This window comes from Pseudomonas sp. P135 (genome assembly GCF_020312125.1).
Classification (GTDB): domain Bacteria; phylum Pseudomonadota; class Gammaproteobacteria; order Pseudomonadales; family Pseudomonadaceae; genus Aquipseudomonas; species Aquipseudomonas fragariae.
In genome coordinates this window covers 1-19,906 of record NZ_JAGPYR010000012.1, presented here as the reverse complement: position 1 = coordinate 19,906, position 19,906 = coordinate 1, and the positions used below count along the sequence as shown (strand labels likewise).

The window sequence follows — 19,906 nt, the reverse complement described above, 5'->3', positions numbered from 1 at the left end:
TCTCCTGCTAAGCAATCAAATTATCAATTTCCTCCGCTGATAAACGTTTGAGTGCCTCCAGTGATTTAGTCAATTCGTCCTGCGCGTGGTCACTTTCGCCATTTTTTTCCTGCAGCGTGGCGCAGAAGTCCGCCAGCAGCGGTTGCTCGAAGACATCCTTGAGGCTGACCTCGTGCTGCAACTGTTCGCGCACCCGCACGAGCATCTGCACCGCCAGCAGCGAATGGCCGCCGAGCTCGAAAAAGTTGTCGTTGCGCCCGACCTGCTCGACCTGCAACAGATCGGCCCAGATCGCTGCCAGTTGCTGCTCCAGCTCGCCTTGCGGAGCGCTGTAGGTAGCCTGCAACTGGCTGGCGTCCGGCGCAGGCAGCGCTTTGCGGTCCAGCTTGCCGTTGGCGGTCAGCGGCATGCTGTCGAGGACGATGAAATGGGTAGGCACCATGTAATCCGGCAGGTGCGCCCGGAGTTGGCTTTTCAGCGCTTCACGCAGGGTTGTCTGATCCTGATCAGGCTCAGTAGGCACCAGGTACGCTGCTAATTGCCCGTCGAGCGCCAGCACGCTGACTTCGCGCACAGCCGGGTGCGCCTGCAGCCGCGCTTCGATTTCACCCAGTTCGATGCGGAAGCCACGAATCTTCACTTGGTGGTCGATGCGCCCGGCGTATTCGATAGTTCCAGCAGCGCGATAACGCGCGAGGTCGCCGGTGCGGTACAGGCGGCCACCCTCGCTGGAAAACGGATCCGGCACGAAGCGCTCGGCAGTCAACGCGGCGCGGTTGTGGTAACCCCGCGCCAGACCGGCATGGCCGATGTGCAGCTCGCCGCTGCAACCTTGGGCGACCGGGTTGAAATCGGTGTCCAGCACGTACCACGACAGGTCCGGAATCGCCTCGCCAATCGGGCTGGCCGGGTTCTGCGTGTCGGCCTCGGCTATTGGTCTGTAGGTGACATGCACGGTGGTTTCGGTAATGCCGTACATGTTGACCAGTTGTGGCGTCTGATCGCCGAAGCGTTCGAACCAAGGCTTCAGGCTGGCGACGTCCAGCGCTTCGCCGCCGAAAATGACTTTCTGCAGCGATAGCGGCACCGATGAATCACAGGCCACACGCATCAGTTGCTTGAACGCCGACGGCGTCTGGTTGAGCACCGTGACCTGTTGTTCGATCAGCAACGCATGGAATTCTTCCGGCGAGCGGCTCACTTCGCGGGGCACGATGACCAGTCGGCCGCCATGCAGCAGCGCGCCGAAAATCTCCCATACCGAAAAGTCGAAAGCGAAGGAATGGAACAGCGTCCACACATCCTTTTCGCCGAATTCGAACCACTCATCCGTCGCGGCGAACAGGCGCATCAGGTTGTGATGGGCGAGCAAGGTGCCTTTCGGTTTGCCAGTCGAGCCCGAGGTGTAGATCACGTAGGCCAGGTTGTCCGGCGCGGTTTTATTGATGGGATTTTCCGTGCTGTAACCGTCCAGTGCATCAGCCAGATCGAGCGTCTGCACTTGGGCTGGGATAGGCAGTTTTTCTAGCAACGGCGCCTGAGTCAGCAACAGTTCGATACCGCTGTCGTGCATCAGAAAGCTCAGGCGATCCTGCGGATAATCCGGGTCCAGCGGCACGTAAGCGCCGCCGGCCTTGAGGATGGCCAGCAGACCGACAATCATTTCCACACCGCGCTCGGCAGCCAGCCCGACGCGCACATCCGGGCCGACGCCCTGCTCGCGCAGTTTGTGCGCCATCTGGTTGGCGCGCTGGTTGAGCTGCCGGTAACTCAGTTGCTGATCGCCAAAACTCAGGGCGATGGCCTGCGGGTTACGCTCGACCTGGGCTTCGATGCGTTGATGCGCGCAGTGCTCGCTCGGGTAGCGCTGCACGCTTTGTGTCCAGGCGGTCGGCAATGCCAGTTCGCTGAGTCGCGTGGTTGCCGATGCGCAAAGGCTCTGCAGCAGGTGATCGAAATGCGCCGCCAGTTGCAGAATGCCTTCAGCGCTGAAGTGCTGGCGGTCGTAACTGAAACGCACCGACAGCACCTCATTGGCCTCGACCACCAGGGTCAGCGGGTAATGCGCCTGCTCCTGATTGCGCAGGTCGCTGAAGGCCAGACCGTCCGGCGCACGCTGCAGGGCTTCGGACACCGGGTAGTTTTCGAACACCAGAATGTTGTCGAACAACGCCTCGCCACTGTTGCGCGCCCAGCGCTGGATGTCATACAGCGGCGTGTGCTCATGCTCGCGCAGCGCAAGGTTCTTCGCCTGCACTTGCTGCACCCAGTCGGCCACCGTCTGCTCGGCTCGCGGGCTGGCGATGACCGGCAAGGTGTTGATGAACAGCCCCAGTTGTTCTTCGACACCCGGCAACTCGGCCGGACGCCCGGCCACGGTCGCGCCAAAGGTCACGCTGGACTGGCCGGTATAGCGTTGCAGCAGCAACAGCCAGGCCGATTGCAGCAGCGTATTGAGGGTGACGCGCTGCTCGCGGGCAAACGCGTTCAGGCGTCGGGTGCCGTCGTTGTCGATCAGCTGGATGTAGTCGCCGTAGCCCTGCCCCTCGGCCGAAGACTTGAACGCTTGCAGCAAGCGGGTCGGCTCGTCCAGTTCCGCCAGCTGCGCAGTCCAGAAACGCTCGCTGAGCGCGGCATCCTGACGCTGTAGCCACTGAATGTAATCACGATAGCGGCCTGCCTGTTTCGCTGGCATCTGGCCGCTGTAGCGTTGCAGCACTTCACCGAGCAGGCGCGAACTGCTCCAGCCATCCATGAGGATGTGGTGGCTGGTATACACCAGATGCCACGCATCATCGGCGGTGCGCAACACGGCCAGGCGCAACAATGGCCCTTGCGCCAGATCGAAGCCTTGCTGACGGTCGGCCTGCGCCCAGTCGTCGAGCCAGCTTTCTGGCTGGCCACGCGCATCCAGTTCGACAAAGGGCACCTCGACCTGACGCTGCACCACTTGCAGCGACTGCTCGCGCTGGCTGACAAAACAGCTACGCAGCACCTCGTGACGGTCCACCGCAGCCTGCCAGGCGTTGCGGAAACGCGGCACATCCAGCCCATGGATGTTCACCCGCAACTGGTTGATGTAGTTGCCCGCGCCTTCATCGAACAGCGAATGAAACAGCATGCCCTGCTGCATCGGCGACAGCGGGTAGATATCGTCGATCTGGCCCGCCGCAATCGGCAGACCGTCAAGCTGCGCCTGGGTGAGGCGCGCCAGCGGGAAGTCCGACGGCGTGACGCCTTGATGCCCGGCCGTGCAATGTTCGATCAGGGTGGTCAGCGCCTGCTCGTAGCGACGCGCCAGGGTGTCGATGGTCGAGGCGTGATACACCTCGCGGCTGAAGCTCCAGTCCAGTTGCAACTGGCCGTCGAACACCTGACCGTTGAGGCTCAGCCAGTTGCCCAGCGGCCCGTCTTCGCACAGCGCAGTGCCTGCACTGTCGGCACTCGGTACGAACAGCGCGCCTTGGTGTTCGTTGAAGCTGCCGTCGAACTGGCCCAGGTAATTGAACGTGACCCGCGCCTGCGGCAAGGCGGCCAATTGCTGCGCGAAAGACGCCTCGCCCATATAGCGCAACACGCCGTAACCAATGCCCTTGTCGGGCACCGCACGCAATTGCTCCTTGATGCCAGCCAGGCTTGCACCCGGCGCGATCTGCGGTGTGAGGCGCACTGGAAACAGGCTGCTGAACCAGCCGACGGTGCGGCTCAGATCAGTGTCGTCGAACAGGTCTTCGCGGCCATGCCCTTCCAGCTGAATCAGCACCGAGGGCTGCTGACTCCATTCGCAGAGAACCTGGGCCAGCACCGTCAGCAGCAGGTCGTTGACTTGCGTGCGGTACGCGGCGGGCGCGACTTTCAGCAGCTTGTGGGTCAGGTCCCTGCTCAGCCATGACGACGCATGGGCCGCGTCGCGATTGCGCATCGTGCCTTCGGGCTTGTCGCGAGGCAGCGGCTGGTCCGCGCCCTGCAAGGCCTGCAGCCAGTAATCGCGCTCGGCCTTCAGCGTCTGGCCGGTCGCGTACTGTTGCAATTGCTCGGCCCAACGCTGGAGCGACGTGGTTTTTGCCGCGAGTGCTACCGGCTGGCCTTGCGCCAGGGCGAGGTACGCCTGTTGCAGGTCTTCCAGCAACACCCGCCATGACACGCCGTCCACCAGCAGATGATGAATCACCAGCAGCAGGCGCTGTTCGCCTTGCGGCAGGTGGATCAGCACGGCACGCAATAGCAGTCCGTTTTTCAGGTCCAGGCTGCGTTGCGCCTCATCGGCCAGCTCAGGCAAGCGCTCGATGCTGTCCAGCTCATGGGCCCAGAGCAGCTCGCGAGTGTTCAGCGCGCCGAAGGTGGCCTGCCATTGGCCGTTCTGCCGGGTGAAACCCAGACGCAGTGCGTCGTGCTGTTCGACCAACGCAGTCAATGCCGACTGAAGATGAGCGGCCTCCAGCGTTTGCAACGGCTTGAGCATCAGCGCCTGATTCCAGTGCTGACGCTCGGGGATGTCCAGTTCGAAGAAACGTGCCTGAATCGGCAGCAACGGCAACGAACCGCTGATCTGCTCTGCCACAGCGACGGGCTTTTTCTGAATCAGTTTTGCCACCGAAGCCAGTTGGCCGATGGTCTGTTTTTCGAATAATTGCTTGGGGCTGAGCTTGATGCCCTGGCGCTTGGCGCGGGCGATGATCTGCAGGCTGAGGATCGAATCGCCGCCCAGTTCGAAGAAGTTGTCGGTGCTGCCGACCTGTTCCAGTTTCAGCACGTCCGCCCACACGGCGGCGAGCTTTTCCTCGACCTCGCCGACCGGCGCGGTATAGCGCTGTTTGACCACGCCGGGCCTGGGCAAGGCGCGCTTGTCGAGCTTGCCGTTGGCGGTCAGCGGCAGACTGTCCAGCAGCATGATCTGCGCGGGCACCATGTAGTCCGGCAAGCGCGCAGTCAGTTGCTCGCGCAGGCTGTCGATACTCAGGTCCGCCCCGCCTGCCGCCACGCAATAGGCCACCAGTTGCAGGCGGGTCTGATCGTCATCGATGGGCAACGCCAGTACGCTGACCTGCGCCACCGAAGCCAGGCCCAGCAACACCCGCGCGACCTCTGCCGGCTCGACACGATAACCGCGCACTTTGACCTGATCGTCGGCCCGGCCGATGAATTCCAGCAGGCCCTGATGATTGCGGCGCATGCGATCACCGCTGCGGTAGGCGCGCGTGCCGTCCTGCGCGAACGGGTCCGGCACAAAGCGCTCGGCGGTCAGCGCAGGCTGGCCGATATAGCCCAGCGCCACGCTGTCACCGCCGATGTACAGCTCGCCAGCGACCTGAGTGCCGACCGGGTTCAGCACATCGTCCAGCACGTAGGCGCTGGCCCCCGGCAACGGCGTGCCGACCGGCACGCTGCGCAGAGGATTGCCAGAGTGTGCAGTGCTCTGTGGGAAACATGGGAGCTGTGGGAGCGAGCTGGGCGACGCTTCGCTTGCTCGCGAAGAGGTTTGTACATTCTTGCGAGATGGGAAAGCCGGACTATCGCTTTCGCGAGCAAGCTCGCTCCCACAGGGATTCGAGTCCGCTTTCAATTTTTGATCAAGGCATGATGAAGCTGGCACCTCATAAGTCAGCACACCGACCGTGGTTTCGCTCGGCCCGTAGTGGTTGATCACCCGGCAACCCGGCTTGAGCTGAAGCACCTGTTCGACCAATCCTGGCGAGCAGGCTTCGCCGCCGACGATCAGTGCATGTTGCGGCAGTACGTCGGCTGGCTGGCCGGCCTGCAACAGCGCGGCCAGATGACCGGGGACGATTTTCAGCACGCCCACCTGATGCTCGGCCATGTAGGCCGCGAAGGCATCCGGGTCGAAACCCAACGCCTCGGTCAGCACGTGCAGCGTGCGCCCCGAACACAGCGCGCCGAACAGCACGGTATGGCCGAGGTCGGCGGCGATGGTCGAGACCAGCGCCATGCTTGCCTCTGGCGCCAAATGCAGTTGTTCCAGCAAGCCGCGCAGGTAACTGGCCAGCGCACCCTGGCTGACCAGTACGCCCTTGGGCTGCCCGGTCGAGCCGGAGGTATGAATCACGTAGGCCGCCGAATCGGCTGAAGGCCGGGTATCAGGGCGACTGACAGGCAGGTCCTGCCACAGCGCAGGCGTCCAGGTCAGGCCCTGACAACCGGCGACACCCAATGACGTCTGCCGCACATCACCCTCGGCACACAGCAGCACCCTCGCCTGCGCATTGATCAGCATCTGTTGCAATCGCGCATCCGGGGCTTTGACATCCAGCGGCATGTACACGCCGCCGGCCTTGAAAATCGCCAGCACGGCGGTCAGCCAGTCCAGCGAACGCTCCATCAATACCGCGACCGGCTGGCCCTCGCTGATGCCCATGCGGATCAGGTGATGAGCCAGCTGATTGGCGGCCTGCTCCAGTTGCAGCGTGGTCAGCGTGCGCTCCAGGCAGCGGGCTGCCTGGGCATGAGGTTGCCGTTCGACCTGCCGATCCCACAGTTGCAGCATGTGCGGCGCGGGTTCACGAGCTTCGCGCCTCGGCTCGACCGTCAGTGCTCCCAGGCTGAACAGCGGTGCCTGCGGCGCGTCGAGCAGGGTTTCGAACAGTGCGAGCAGTTCCGGGATGAAACCTTCGACGGTGGTGCGTCGATACAGGTCGCTGGCGTAGGCCATGTCGCCGTGGATCAGTGTGCCGTCGTCAGTGATGTCCAGCGCCAGGTCGAAATGCGCACCCTGTTTGTCGAAGGCATATTCGCTGACCTCCAGCCCGGCCAGCCTGAGCGCGGTTTTCTGCTTGAGGACCACGTTCTGGTTGAACTTGGCTTGGAACAGCGGGTTGTGGCCCAGGCTGCGCTCGGGTGCCAGTTGATCGACCAGTTGTTCGAAGGGCACGTCCTGATGCGCCTGCGCACCGAACGAGGTGTCGCGAATCTGCGCCAACAAGTCAAGGTAGCTCAGGCGTTCGTCCACCTGGCAGCGCAAGACCTGAGTGTTGATGAAGAAGCCGATCAACCCTTCGGTTTCCGCGCGACCGCGGTTGGCATTCGGCACGCCGATGCGGATATCACGCTGCCCGGCCTTGCGCGACAGAAACAGCGAAAAGCCGGCCAGCACAAGCATGAACAGGGTCATGCCCTGTGTACGTGCAAAGGCGTTGAGCCGCCGCGACAGATCAACGCCGAAATCGAAGCGCAGGTGCTCGCCCTGATAGCTCTGCGTGGCCGGACGCGGGAAATCCGGCGCAGCGTCCAGCAACGGCTGCTCTTCGCCCAACTGGTTACGCCAGTAGTCCAGCTGACGTGCGCCCTCGCCTGCCTCCAGCCAGCTGCGCTGCCAGATCGCATAGTCGGCGTATTGCAGCGGCAGTTCCGGCAGTGCGGGCTCGCGACCTTCGCAGTACGCCTGATAGCAGTGCACGAACTCCTGAATCATCACGTCCATCGACCAGCCGTCGGAGACGATGTGGTGCATGCTCACGATCAGCACATGCTCATCGCCCGCCAGGCGGAACAGGTGCGCGCGCAGCAGCGGCCCGGTGCGCAGATCAAACGGCTGGCCGGTGACTGTGGCCACTTGCAGCGCCAGCTCGGCATCGCGCAGTTCGACATCGGCCAGACCGGCCAAATCAATGCTTTCCAATGCTACTGTCTGGTCGTGCATCAGCACCTGCTGCGCCTGATCGCCATCGGTGTGAAACACCGTGCGCAGCACCTCGTGGCGTTCGATCAGATGATCGAATGCGCGGCGCAACGCCGACTCGTTCAACGTGCCGCGCAGACGCAGGCCGGTGGTCATCTTGTACGCGTCGCTCGACGGATCGAGCTGCCAGAGGAACAGCAGGCGTTGCTGAGCGAAGGACAGCGGAATGGCGCTGACATCATGCCGACTGACCGGCACCGGCAACAGGTTGAAATCCTTGCCTTCCTGGCGCAACCGGGCGAGGAACTGCTGGCGTTGCTCCAGCGACAGGCCGACAAAACGTTTCGCGATGCGTGCAGCAGTGGTCCCGGTCATGCGCCGAATTCCTCCAGTGAATCCATGAACTGGTCCATGTCGCTCCAGTCGTTGTCCGTGCTGTTGTCGGTCAGCGCTGCCACTTCGACGGCGAGCTCACTGAGCAGCGGTTTTTCAAACAGGGTGCGCAGCGGCAGGCTGATGCCCAGTTGCGTCTTGATCCGGGCGATGACTTGCGCGGCGAGCAGCGAATGCCCGCCCAGTTCGAAGAAGTGATCGTCCAGGCCCACCTGGGGTGCGTGCAGGACGTCCTGCCAGATGGCCGCCAGGCAGATTTCCACCTCGCTGCGCGGCGCCCGATAACGCGCCTGCAACTGGCTTGCGTCGGGGGCTGGCAATGCCTTGCGGTCCAGCTTGCCGCTGGGCGTCAGGGCCAGCTCCGGCAACAGCAGCATGTGCGTCGGTACCATGTAATCCGGCAGGCTGGCTTGCAACTGGCTGCGGATGCTCTGGCGCAGCGCCAACTGTTCAGCCTCTGTGGAGGCGGCAACGTCCGGCACCGCGTAGGCGACCAGCTGCGTGCTGCCCGCCAGTTCGACGGCCAGCACCACGGCCTCGCGCACGCCCTTGCATTGCTGCAGGCGCGATTCGATCTCGCCCAGTTCAAGGCGGAAACCGCGAATTTTCACTTGATGATCGACCCGCCCGATGTACTCGACAGCGCCATCGGCACGCAGTCGGGCGCGGTCGCCGCTGCGATACAGGCGCTCACCGCTGCCAAACGGATCGGCGACGAAACGTTCGGCACTCAGACCCGGCTGGGCGTGATAACCCCGCGCCAGGCCAGGACCACCGATGTACAACTCGCCCACCGCACCTTGCGGCAGCAGGTTCATTTGATCGTCGAGAACGTACAGGCGTCGTCCTGTCAGCGCCTGGCCAATCGGCACGCCGCGCCATGACACCTGCTGCGGGGTCAGCGTGCTGCAATCATGGATGCTCGACACCACGGTGGCTTCGGTCGGGCCATAGGTATTGAGCAGGCTTGCATGCCCCAGCCCGGCCTCGTGCCACAGGCGCAGACCTTCGACGGCCATGGCTTCGCCGCCGACATGCACCTGCCGTAGCGCGCCGTAATGCGCGGGCGGGCTGGCGGCGAAGTCCTGAACCAGCGTCAGCCAATAGGCCGCGGGCAAGTCGGCGAGGGTCACGCCGTGCTCGACGATGGCCTGATGGAAGGTGGCGCTGTCCCACAGGCGTTCGTCACGCAGCACAACGGCCGCACCGCGACACAACGGTGGGTAGAACTGCTCGACGAAGCCGTCGAAGCTGTGGGTGGCGAATTGCAGGACCCGGTCGCCTTCGTGCAGGTCACTGTAGTCAGCACCCAGGGTGACGAATTCAGCCAGCGCCGCATGACTGATCGCCACGCCTTTAGGCCGCCCGGTCGACCCCGAGGTGTAGATCACGTAGGCCAGACTGGCCGGATCGATCGGGCCGTCGAGGTTTTGCACGCTGGCGGTTTCGCTGTTCATCCGATCGATGCACAGGCATTGAATATCAGCCAGTTCAGGCAGCCCGGTCAGCTGATCGCTATGGGTCAGCAGCAGTTTCACGCCACTGTCCTCGACTACATGACGCAAGCGTTCGCTCGGCGCATTCAGGTCCAGTGGCACATAGGCGCCGCCCGCCTTGAGCACGGCGAGCAGCGCCACGGGCATGTCCAGCGAGCGGCCCAGCGCCACGCCGACCAGCACGTCCGCACCGACACCCCGCTCGCGCAGTTGCCAGGCCAGACGGTTACTGCGCTGGTTCAGTTCGGTGTAGCTCAGGCTCGGCGATTGACCTTCACGGGCGAGGATCAGCGCCAGTGCGTCCGGTGTGCGTTGTACTTGCGCTTCGAACTGGCGATGCGCGGGAGTTGTGGTGTCGGCTTTGGTGGCGTTGTCGACATCCAGCAGTTGCGTGCGCTCGTCGGCCGAGAGCATCGACAGCTCGGCGATGGTCTGCAGCGGGTCGGCACAGACAGAGGCCAACAGGTTGCGCCAGTGCCCGGCCAGGCGAGCGATGGTCCACTCGTCAAAGATGTCGGTGGCGTAGGTGAAGGCGGCATGCAGTTGCTCGCCTTCACCGCTGGTGGCCAGCATCAGGTCGCTGGCGGCAGCGTGCGAGCGCTGCGCCAATGCCTGTTGCCCGGCAGGCAGATTGGCCACGCGCAGGCCGCCGCTCAACTGTTTGTCGAGCAGGTCGGCAACCACCGGCTGGTGATTGAACATCACCTGAAATAAAGGGTTATGGCTCTGACTGCGCTCCGGCTGCAGGGCGTCGATGATGGCGTCGAACGGTAGCTCCTGATGTGCCTGGGCACCGGTCGAGGCGTCGCGCACGATGCTCAACAGGTCGACGAAGCGGGTCTGCGCCGTCACTTCACTGCGCAGTACCTGAGTATTGATGAAGCAGCCGATCAGCCCTTCGGTTTCGCTGCGGGTGCGGTTGGCGATCAGGCCGCCGACACGAATATCGGTCTGCCCGCTGTAGCGATGCAGCAGGCTTTTGAAGGTCGCCAGCAGCACCACGAACAGGGTCACGCCCTGACGTTGCGCGAGGCTTTTCAGGTCGCGCAGCAGCTCGGGCTCCAGTGCCAGTTCCAGGCGCGCGCCATCGTGGCTGGGTAAGGCCGGATACGGACGGTCGGTGGGTAGCTCCAGCAGCGGATGCTCTTCGCCCAGGTGTCTGCGCCAGTAGTCCAGCTGACGCTCCTGCTCACCGGCTTCCAGCCAGCTGCGTTGCCAGACCGCATAATCGCGGTACTGCACGAGCAGCGGCTGAAAAGGCAGCGGTTTACCGGCCAGCAGTGCGTCGTAGCCGCGCAGCCATTCGTCGATCAGCACGTTCATCGACCAGCCATCGGTGATCATGTGGTGCAGGTTGAGCAGCAGCAGGTGCTCCTGTTCGGCCAGACGCAGCACCTGCACGGTGAACAGCGGCCCACGCTGCAGATCGAAGGTTTGCGCGGCCTGTTCGGCCATGGCCTGACGCGCACTGGCCCAGCGCTGCTCGGGCGGCAAGGCGCTCAGGTCGGTCAGGCGGATGCTCGCTGGCGCTGGCGGCGCGACACGCTGAAACGCCCGGTCGCCCTCCTGGCCGAAGGTGGTGCGCAGGCTTTCATGTCGTTCGACCAGCGCACTGAAAGCCCGCTCCAGCAAAGGCAGCTCCAGCGGACCGTTCAGGCACACCGACATCGGCAGGTTGTAGGCCGCGCTGTGCGGGTCCAGTTGCCAGAGAAACCACATGCGTTGCTGGGCATAGGACAGACCGTCACGCTCGGCCAGCCCGGCACAGGAAGGGATCGGGAACAGCGAGAAATCCATGTTCTCCTTGCGCATGCCGTCGAGGAACAGGCGGCGTTTTTCAAGGGGTAACTCGACAAAACGGCGAGCGAGTTTCTGGGCGTGTTCGGGGTTCATGGGTCGATCCTTGCTGAGTGGGGCTGACCGTCGGGCGGGGTCGTATCAACAAGAACGAATTGGCGAGGAAATATTTAGAAAGGTTCGTTGCGGTGGTAGCCGGGCGCTTCTCGTTCCTCACGCTCCAGCGTGGGAATGCAGTTCAAGACGCTCTGCGTCAAAAGAGGACGCGGAGCGTCCAGAACGGCGTACCGACGCGGAGCGTCGGCACGATAATCAATATTGAGCCTATCGTTCCTCACGCTCCAGTGGGAATGCAGTTCACGACGCTCTGCGTCGCAAGAGGACGCGGAGCGTCCAGAACGGCGTACCGACGCGGAGCGTCGGCACGATAATCAAAAGTCGGGCACGATGATCTATAGGCGGTTACTTATCCGAATGTCCCTGCGCCATGGCGACCACGACTTTGCGCTTGCCGGTGAAGGGTGCGCGGGAGTGGGCGGTGAGCATGTTGTCGAGCATCAGGACGTCGTTTTCCAGCCATGGGAAGCTGACGGTGCATTCGTCGAGTACGCCGCGGATTTCGTCCAGCAGGGTTTCTTCGAGGGGCGAGCCGTCGCCGTAGTAGACGTTGCGTGGCAGGTCTTCTTCGTCCACTACGTCGAGCAGGGTTTCGCGCACTTCCGGTTGCAGGTTGGAGATGTGGAACAGGTGCGCCTGGTTGAACCAGACGCTGTCGTGGGTCACCGGGTGGCGCGATACTGCCTGGCAAATCTGCCGGGTGCGCAGTTCGCCGTCGTCTTTCCATTCGCATTCGATGTTGTGCGCCCGGCAGTAGGCTTCGACCACGGACTCATCTTCGGTGTTGAACACCTGACTCCATTCCACATCGAGCCCGTTGCCGTAGTTACGCACGTACATCAGTTTCTTTTCGACAAAGCGTTCGCGAATGCGCGCCGGGATGCGTCGGTAGATTTCGCGGCTGTCGGCGATCGGTGTTTCGCCACCCGTCTGCGCCGCGATCATGCTGTAAAACCAGATCTTCATCGGCCATTCCAGCGTGTACGCTTGCTCGTTGTGCAGCGGGATGCTCTGGTGTGCCGGGTACTCGGTCGAGGTGTACACACCTTTGGTGACGTTGCTGCGCGGCGTAGAACCGAATTCGTAGTTGAGCAGCGGATCGCCGAAACCGGCGGCGAACTCGCGAAACGCTTCTGCACCGCCCACTTCGAAACCGCGAAACAGAATCCCGCCGGCGCTGTACAGGTGCCCGGCGACCAGCGGCTTGAGTTCGCCCAGCGCTTCCATCAAGTCCAGACCGGGCTCGGGTGCCTGCACCAGCATCGGCAAGCTGCCTGCCCCTGCCAGCAACGGCCGGATATCCAAACTCAACGCATGACTCATGATGTCTCTCCCTTGATGGCAAAAGCGCCCGAGCCCCTGCGGCCTGGCGCAACACCAATGTCCAGATTGAACGTACTGCGTCGCTGAAAAATTAACCGTACCGCCCTATTCATGCGGCATGCGGAGGTGTTCGGCCGTCCTGAAACAATTTTTTGCATTTAAACGCAAAAAATTCCTATAGGAATTCAGTTCTCATTCGTCTTTGACTTAATGTGACGCTTTTATATCGCCCGCGCGTACAGACAGAGGGGACCGCCCTGCGGCCGCTCCACATCGTGAATCGAGATTGTTTATCCATGTCGAAGAAGTCCCGTTCAAAAATCTGGTTTCTCGTCCACAGCTGGCTGGCCCTGCCGATCTGGTTCTTCGTGCTGATCGTCTGTGTGACCGGCACGCTGGCCGTGGTCAGCAAGGAAATCATGTGGCTGGCCAACCCGGAGATGCGTGACAACCGTCCTTCCGACGATGCCCAGCGCCTGAACTTCGAACAGATTCGCGCCACCATCGAACGCAACCAACCGGACCTGATCGTCGGCACCATCATGCAGCCGGACGGCGACTACTTCGCCTTGAGCGTGTTCATCACTTACCCCGACGGGCGTTCGGTGCCGGCTTACGTCAACCCTTACACCGGGGTGATTCAGGGCATTACCCCGTCGTTCGACTTCCGCCGCTTCACCCGCGCGCTGCACGGCTGGTGGCTGGTGCCGTTTACCAACGGTTATTCGTGGGGCTGGTATCTGGTGTCGATTCTCGGCCTGCCGTTGCTGGCCTCACTGGTGACCGGGCTGGTGGTCTACAAGAAATTCTGGCGCGGCTTTTTCAAGCCCGTGCGTTTCAGCCAGGGCCCGCGGATTTTCTGGGGCGACCTGCATCGCCTCAGCGGCGTCTGGTCGATCTGGTTCATTGCGGTGATTTCCATTACCGGCACGTGGTTTCTGATCCAGGCGATTCTGGGCGACAACCAGATCAGTATTTCCAGCAAATCCCAGGTCGCGTCGATCATCCCGCACAGCGCCGTACCACTGACTGCCGACGGCAGACCCGCGCCGACCATCAGCCTGGAGCGCGCCGTGGAAATCGCCAGGGAGCGGATTCCGGGCCTGGAAGCCAGCTTCATCACGCCGCCGTTCAATGCCTACAGCAACCTGCAGGTGGGTGGGCGCAGCTGGTATCCATTGATGTTCCAGACTGCCGAAATCAACCCGTACAGCGGCGAGATTGCCGCCTCGCACCTGCTGTCGGACCGCAACAAACTGGAGTTCGTCACCGAGTCCATGCGTCCGCTACACACCGGCGATTTCGGCGGCATCTGGATCAAGCTGATCTGGGCGTTCTTCGGTCTGCTGCTAAGCATGATGGTGCTCAGCGGCCTGTTGATCTGGAGCAAGCGTACTGCACTGGCGACGCTCAACGCCCTCAAGCGTGAAACCCGAGCCCGCCCGGCAACGGCCGCTGCAACCCCACGAAACACCTCGCCCTCGCCGCTGGCGACCCGCACCCCGGAGAACAGCCTGTGAGCAAGGCCGCCACTGTTGCACAACCTGCATCGTCATTGAGTCGTTTCTGGCACAAATGGCGCTTCCATATCAACGTGCTGCTGGTGCTGATCCCGCTGGGTTTCATGCCCAAGTACTTTTCCGATAACGCGCTGGATCGCGGTGATCAGGGCCTTGGCCAGCGCGAGATCGGCGAGATTCAGGTCGGCCCGTGGAGCCTGCGCCTGGCAGAAGACCGCAACGAAGCGCCGCGCCTTTCCGGCCCATCGGGCTACATGAAAAGTTTCAATGCGGCGCTGTGCAACGCCTGCATCGACCGGGTCAAGGCCACTTATCTGCGCATCGGCAAACCGCGCAGCCTGCGCACCGCCGGGGTGATTTTCTTCGGTGGCGGCTACCGCATGAGCGCCTTCATGCAGATTGCGCAAAACACCGATCCCGACGCCGAGCTGTGGATCACCATGGAAGGCTGGGACGGCGCCGTGCATCAGACCTCCATCCCCCTGCAACAGGCTTCGCCCAGCACCGTGGCGTGGCTGAAAAAACAAGGAGCCCAACCATGAGTGCCCGCCCTTCCCTGCGCTGGCTGACGGCCAGTGCCCTGTGCCTGCTTGGCCTGAGCAGCAACGCCCTGGCGCATAACCCGATGTGCGAATGCAAACAGATCGACACCGAGCAGATCCGCTGCACCGGCGGTTTTTCCGACGGCAGTGGTGCACCGGGTGTGACCCTGGACGTGATCGGCTACGACGAAACCATTCTGGTGCCCGGCAAGCTCGGCGAAGACTCGACCGTGACCTTCAAGCGCCCGGCTTCGGAGTTCTACGTGCTGTTCGACGCCGGACCCGGTCACGTGGTGGAAATCGATCAGGCGGATATCCAGGCCCCATGAGCGCACCGACCCGACATATCGTCCGTCCGGCAGGCGCCGGGCATGAAACCCTGTACGTCCTGTTGCTGTGCCTGCTGATCCTCGGCAGCGCTGCCGGCGTGATCAGCCTGCACCGTGATACTCAGGAAACGCACAGCGTCTCCAGCCATCAACTGGACGCACGACGCGACCTGAGCGCTGCGGAACAAGGCATTTACGCCGACCTGCGCGTGACCCTCGATGAAATCCGCCTGCTGGCCACCGAGCAGCAGACACCGATCACCCCAGAGCAACTGGGCGATGAAGGCTTTGCGCCGTTCGCCAAAGATGCCAGTTCGGTGAGCCGTGGCGATCATGCCTGGCAGATGATCGAGCGGTCCTATCTGGGGCTGAGCCGGACGCCGAGCGTGGCCGGTTCGTTTCTGATGCGTGTCGATTCCGGCGAGCAGCCGGACATCTGGATCAACCGCAACGCCTCGCCGGCGGCGGTCAGCGACCTCGGTGACCAGGCCCTGATCGATTCAGGCTGGAAACAGGTCGTCGCGCAATTCGATGCTGGCGTGACCCGTCAGCACCCGCACTGAAACTCCGCATTCCTTTGAAAGAAGACCGCTTGCCCATGCCTATTTCACTCAAACGCCGTCCCTTGCTGCGCGTCCTGCTGACGGGGCTGATGGTCGCCCTGCTGGCGCCGTCCGGCTTCGCCGCCGAACCGGCCAAACGCCTGCGCATCGGCATTACCCTGCACCCTTACTACAGCTACGTGAGCAATATCGTCGGCGACAAGGCCGACGTCGTGCCGCTGATCCCGGCGGGCTTCAACCCGCATGCCTATGAGCCGCGCGCCGAGGACATCAAGCGCATCGGTTCGCTGGACGTGATCGTACTCAACGGCGTCGGCCATGACGACTTTGCCGACCGCATGATCGCCGCCAGTGAAACGCCGAACATCAAGACCATCGAGGCCAACGCCGATGTGCCGTTGCTGGCGGCCACCGGGGTGGCGGCGCGAGGTGCCGGCAAAGTGGTCAACCCGCACACCTTCCTGTCGATCAGTGCGTCCATTGCGCAGGTCAACAATATCGCCCGCGAGCTGGGCAAGCTGGACCCGGACAATGCCAAAACCTACACCGCCAATGCCCGTGCCTATGGCAAACGCCTGCGCCAGATGCGCGCCGACGCGCTCGCCAAACTGACCAAGGCACCCAATGCCGACCTGCGCGTGGCCACGGTGCATGCCGCCTACGACTACCTGCTGCGCGAATTCGGCCTGGAAGTCACCGCCGTGGTTGAACCGGCGCATGGCATCGAGCCCAGCCCGAGTCAGTTGAAAAAAACCATCGACCAACTGCGTGAGCTGGATGTGAAAGTGATCTTCTCGGAGATGGACTTCCCGTCCACCTACGTCGAGACCATTCAGCGTGAATCCGGAGTTCGGCTGTACCCGCTGTCGCACATTTCCTATGGCGAGTACACCGCCGACAAGTACGAAAAGGAAATGGCCGGCAACCTCGACACGGTGGTACGTGCCATTCAGGAGTCGGGCGCATGACGGCTGCACAGCACCTCGACATCGTCAGCCAGGGGCCGGGCATCGAATTCAATCAGGTCAGCCTGACCCTCGGGCGCACCACGATTCTCGATCAGGTTCACTTCAATGTGCGCGCCGGCAGCGTACACGCACTGGTCGGCCCGAACGGCGGTGGCAAAAGTTCGCTGATCAAGACCCTGCTCGGGCAGACACCGCATCAAGGTCAGTTGAGCCTGCTGTGGCCTGCCGCTCCGGGGCTGATCGGCTATGTTCCACAGGCGCTGGAGTTCGACCGTGGCCTGCCGATGACCGTGGACGATTTCATGGCGGCCATGTGTCAGCGACGCCCGGCGTTTCTGGGCTTGTCGAAGCACTACGCAGCAGCGATTGGCGAGGCACTGGAACGGGTCGGCATGCAGGACAAGCGCAAACGGCGCATGGGCGCGCTGTCCGGTGGCGAGCGGCAGCGCGTGCTGCTGGCGCAGGGGCTGATTCCTGCGCCGCAATTGCTGGTGCTGGATGAGCCGATGTCGGCGCTGGATGAGGCGGGTATTCAGGTGTTTGAGCGGTTGTTGGGTGACTGGCGCCGAAGCGGATTCACGGTCCTGTGGATCGAGCATGACCTGGATGCCGTCAGGCGTCTGGCCGATCAGGTTACGGGGCTCAACCGACGCATCCTGTTCGACGAACCGGCCGCCACCGCGCTGACCCCGGAACGGCTGCTGACCCTGTTTTCCGCGCACCCGCGCACGATGGATAGCAGTGCCGGGAGGATCGCGTAATGGATTACGAAACCTTTCGCCTGTTCATTCAGGGCCTCGCCTCGTCCGGTTACCTGCCCGAGGCGCTGGCCTACGGTTTCGTGGTCAACGCCCTGCTCGCCGGGCTGTTGATCGGCCCGGTGCTGGGCGGTCTGGGCACGCTGGTGGTGGTCAAGCGCTTCGCGTTTTTCTCCGAAGCCGTGGGTCATGCGGCACTCACCGGGGTGGCGATCGGCATTCTGCTCGGTGAACCCTACACCGGCCCCTATGGTGCCCTGTTCGGCTATTGCCTGCTGTTCGGCATCGTCCTCAACTACCTGCGCAACCGCACCGGGCTAGCACCGGACACGCTGATCGGCGTGTTCCTGTCGGTATCCCTGGCACTGGGCGCGAGCCTGCTGCTGGTGCTGGCCGGCAAGATCAACGTGCACATTCTGGAAAACGTGCTGTTCGGCTCGGTACTGACCGTCAACGGTAACGACCTGCTGGTGCTGCTGATTGTCGGTTCGCTGGTCATGGGCCTGAGCCTGCCGCTGTACAACCGCATCATGCTGGCCAGCTTCAATCCGCAGCTGGCTGCGGTGCGCGGCGTGGCGGTAAAGACGCTGGATTACCTGTTCGTGATTCTGGTGACGCTGATTACCGTCGCGGCGGTGAAAGTCATCGGCGCGATTCTGGTCGGTGCGCTGCTGGTGATTCCGGCGGCGGCAGCGAGGTTATTGAGCCAGTCGCTGAAAGGCTTCTTCTGGATCTCGGTGGCCATCGCGACCATCAGCACCCTGTGCGGCATCCTGCTGCCCATCGTCTACGACCTGCCTGTGCCGTCCGGCGCGGCAATCATTCTGGTGGCGGGCATTGCTTTCGCCCTGGCCGCCATCGCTCGCGGCACGCTGCCGAGCCTGAAAGGGAATATTGGATAAATGCCCACGTTACGTACCTTGAGTCTGGCGCTGCTCATCACCGGCCTGTTCAGCAACAGCCTGCAGGCGGCCGACAGCAAAACCGATAAACCGCAACCGGTGCGAGTGCTGGCCAGCCTGCCGATCACTTATGGCCTGGGCGAAATACTGCTCAAGGACAGCGGTGTGGTGCTGGACCGCGCTGCCGCGGCCAACCTGCCGGGCTCGCGTCAGACCGCGTATTTCACCGGGCGTGGTGCCGATGCCTTGCGCGGGCTGGCGAACAACGCCGACGCGGTGATCGGCTTGCGCTCGATCTGGGCCGATGACCCGCTCTACCCCAATGCACGGCGCAGCAATATTCGTATCGTCGAGATCGATGCCGCACGTCCGGTGGACGGCAGTCTGCCGGGCATCGCCGTACAGCCGGGTCAGGGCACTGACGGATTGAACAGTCAGCCGTGGCTGGCGAGCAATAACATGGGGCGTATGGCGGATGTGCTGGCAGCGGACCTGGTGCGCCTGGCACCGGCCGCCAAACCGAAAATCGAGGCCAATCTGGCGGCGTTCAAACAGCAGCTACTCAAGCTCAGCGCCATCAGCGAAGCCGCGCTGGCCGGTGCCGATAATTTGAGTGTGGTGAGTTTGTCGGATCGCTTCGGCTATTTGATCAGCGGGCTGAATCTGGAGCTGATCGACACTCAGGCACTGACGGACGAGCAATGGACGCCAGAAGCCTTGAGCAAACTGAGCGCGACCCTGAAGGATAACGACGTGGCCTTGGTGCTCGATCACCGCCAGCCACCCGCGCCGGTCAAGGCCGCCATCGAGGCGGCTGGCAGCAAGCTGTTGGTGCTGGGGATTGACGGCGCTGACCCGCTAGCGGAGTTACAGGGTGATATTCAGGGGATTATCGGGGTGCTGGCTGGCAAGGAGTGAGATTATCGTTCCCTACGCTCCAGCGTGGAAATTGCAGTTCGCGATGCTCTGCGTCGCAAAGAGGACGCGGAGCGTCCGGAACGGCATGACGACGCAGAGCGTCGCACGATAGTTGAGTTGCCTGACGTAGAGCTTCAGCACGATAGTTGAGATTATCGTTCCTCACGCTCCAGCGTGGGAATGCAGTTCTCGACGCTCTGCGTCGCAAAGAGGACGCGGAGCGTCCGGAACGGCATGACGACGCGGAGCGTCGCACGATAGTTGAGTTGCCTGACGCAGAGCTTCGGCACGGAGTTGAGATTATCGTTCCTCACGCTCCAGCGTGGAAATGCAGTTCGCGATGCTCTGCGTCGCACGATAGTTGAGTTGCCTGACGCAGAGCCTCAGCACGGAGTTGAGATTATCGTTCCGCACGCTCCAGTGGACTGCCCCCAAGAAGTTGGACACCAATCCGACCTAATGGGGGTGTTCAAATGGCCAAGTATTCAGAGCAATTCAAACTCACCGTCGTCAAAGCGTACCTTGAAGGCAACATCGGCTTTCGCAAGGTGGCCAGCCAGTTCTCGATCGATTTCAGCCTGCTTCGACGCTGGGTCGCCAATTACAAGAGCCATGGGCACACAGGCCATCGCAAGCCTGGTCTTCGG

Annotated in this window: 12 protein-coding genes; 9 read left to right on the top strand and 3 right to left on the bottom strand. The window is 62.6% G+C overall.

Going from position 1 to position 19,906, the window contains the following annotated elements; all coding sequences use genetic code 11:
- Positions 1-7 precede the first annotated feature (7 nt).
- From KBY08_RS17810 to KBY08_RS17800, 3 genes are all read right to left on the bottom strand, one after another.
- Positions 8-8,008 (bottom strand): non-ribosomal peptide synthetase, encoded by an 8,001-nt coding sequence (locus KBY08_RS17810; RefSeq protein WP_111522686.1) that lies wholly within the window; start codon positions 8,006-8,008, stop codon positions 8-10.
- Complete coding sequence (locus KBY08_RS17805; protein ID WP_111522687.1) at positions 8,005-11,415, bottom strand: non-ribosomal peptide synthetase; 3,411 nt, start codon at positions 11,413-11,415, stop codon at positions 8,005-8,007. The genes KBY08_RS17810 and KBY08_RS17805 overlap by 4 nt, the downstream gene beginning before the upstream one ends.
- A gap of 366 nt (positions 11,416-11,781) precedes the next feature.
- The gene (locus tag KBY08_RS17800) at positions 11,782-12,759 is read right to left on the bottom strand and encodes a TauD/TfdA family dioxygenase (RefSeq protein WP_024650819.1); all 978 of its coding nucleotides are present in this window, start codon (positions 12,757-12,759) and stop codon (positions 11,782-11,784) included.
- A gap of 296 nt (positions 12,760-13,055) precedes the next feature.
- Between KBY08_RS17800 and KBY08_RS17795 the strand changes: the two genes are divergently transcribed.
- The 9 genes from KBY08_RS17795 to KBY08_RS17755 form a co-directional block, all read left to right on the top strand.
- The gene (locus tag KBY08_RS17795; RefSeq protein WP_024641868.1) at positions 13,056-14,279 is read left to right on the top strand and encodes a PepSY-associated TM helix domain-containing protein; all 1,224 of its coding nucleotides are present in this window, start codon (positions 13,056-13,058) and stop codon (positions 14,277-14,279) included.
- Positions 14,276-14,821: a hypothetical protein gene (locus KBY08_RS17790; protein WP_003406929.1), complete on the top strand. Its 546-nt coding sequence runs from the start codon at positions 14,276-14,278 to the stop codon at positions 14,819-14,821. Before KBY08_RS17795 ends, KBY08_RS17790 begins: the two co-directional genes overlap by 4 nt.
- Positions 14,818-15,150 (top strand): hypothetical protein, encoded by a 333-nt coding sequence (locus tag KBY08_RS17785; RefSeq protein WP_003406932.1) that lies wholly within the window; start codon positions 14,818-14,820, stop codon positions 15,148-15,150. The genes KBY08_RS17790 and KBY08_RS17785 overlap by 4 nt, the downstream gene beginning before the upstream one ends.
- Entirely contained in the window at positions 15,147-15,713 is a 567-nt protein-coding gene (locus tag KBY08_RS17780) for a DUF6162 family protein (protein ID WP_024650818.1), read from the top strand. Before KBY08_RS17785 ends, KBY08_RS17780 begins: the two co-directional genes overlap by 4 nt.
- Before the next feature lie 35 nt (positions 15,714-15,748).
- On the top strand, positions 15,749-16,681 hold the full coding sequence (locus tag KBY08_RS17775; protein ID WP_011267340.1) for a metal ABC transporter substrate-binding protein: 933 nt from the start codon (positions 15,749-15,751) through the stop codon (positions 16,679-16,681).
- Entirely contained in the window at positions 16,678-17,442 is a 765-nt protein-coding gene (locus KBY08_RS17770) for a metal ABC transporter ATP-binding protein (protein ID WP_024641871.1), read from the top strand. Before KBY08_RS17775 ends, KBY08_RS17770 begins: the two co-directional genes overlap by 4 nt.
- Entirely contained in the window at positions 17,442-18,341 is a 900-nt protein-coding gene (locus KBY08_RS17765; protein ID WP_024641872.1) for a metal ABC transporter permease, read from the top strand. Before KBY08_RS17770 ends, KBY08_RS17765 begins: the two co-directional genes overlap by 1 nt.
- Entirely contained in the window at positions 18,342-19,259 is a 918-nt protein-coding gene (locus KBY08_RS17760; RefSeq protein ID WP_024659859.1) for a metal ABC transporter substrate-binding protein, read from the top strand.
- A 473-nt stretch (positions 19,260-19,732) separates the two neighbouring features.
- Positions 19,733-19,906, top strand: a 174-nt coding sequence (locus tag KBY08_RS17755) for a transposase (protein ID WP_225651233.1), incomplete at its 3' end; no start/stop codon positions are given.

Excerpts from the sequence above, each read along its gene's own strand:
- KBY08_RS17810 (WP_111522686.1), bottom strand. The coding sequence starts at position 8,008 with ATGACCGGGACCACTGCTGCACGCATCGCGAAACGTTTTGTCGGCCTG.
- KBY08_RS17805 (WP_111522687.1), bottom strand. The coding sequence starts at position 11,415 with ATGAACCCCGAACACGCCCAGAAACTCGCTCGCCGTTTTGTCGAGTTA.
- KBY08_RS17800 (WP_024650819.1), bottom strand. The coding sequence starts at position 12,759 with ATGAGTCATGCGTTGAGTTTGGATATCCGGCCGTTGCTGGCAGGGGCA.
- KBY08_RS17795 (WP_024641868.1), top strand. The coding sequence starts at position 13,056 with ATGTCGAAGAAGTCCCGTTCAAAAATCTGGTTTCTCGTCCACAGCTGG.
- KBY08_RS17785 (WP_003406932.1), top strand. The coding sequence starts at position 14,818 with ATGAGTGCCCGCCCTTCCCTGCGCTGGCTGACGGCCAGTGCCCTGTGC.
- KBY08_RS17780 (WP_024650818.1), top strand. The coding sequence starts at position 15,147 with ATGAGCGCACCGACCCGACATATCGTCCGTCCGGCAGGCGCCGGGCAT.
- KBY08_RS17775 (WP_011267340.1), top strand. The coding sequence starts at position 15,749 with ATGCCTATTTCACTCAAACGCCGTCCCTTGCTGCGCGTCCTGCTGACG.
- KBY08_RS17770 (WP_024641871.1), top strand. The coding sequence starts at position 16,678 with ATGACGGCTGCACAGCACCTCGACATCGTCAGCCAGGGGCCGGGCATC.
- KBY08_RS17765 (WP_024641872.1), top strand. The coding sequence starts at position 17,442 with ATGGATTACGAAACCTTTCGCCTGTTCATTCAGGGCCTCGCCTCGTCC.
- KBY08_RS17760 (WP_024659859.1), top strand. The coding sequence starts at position 18,342 with ATGCCCACGTTACGTACCTTGAGTCTGGCGCTGCTCATCACCGGCCTG.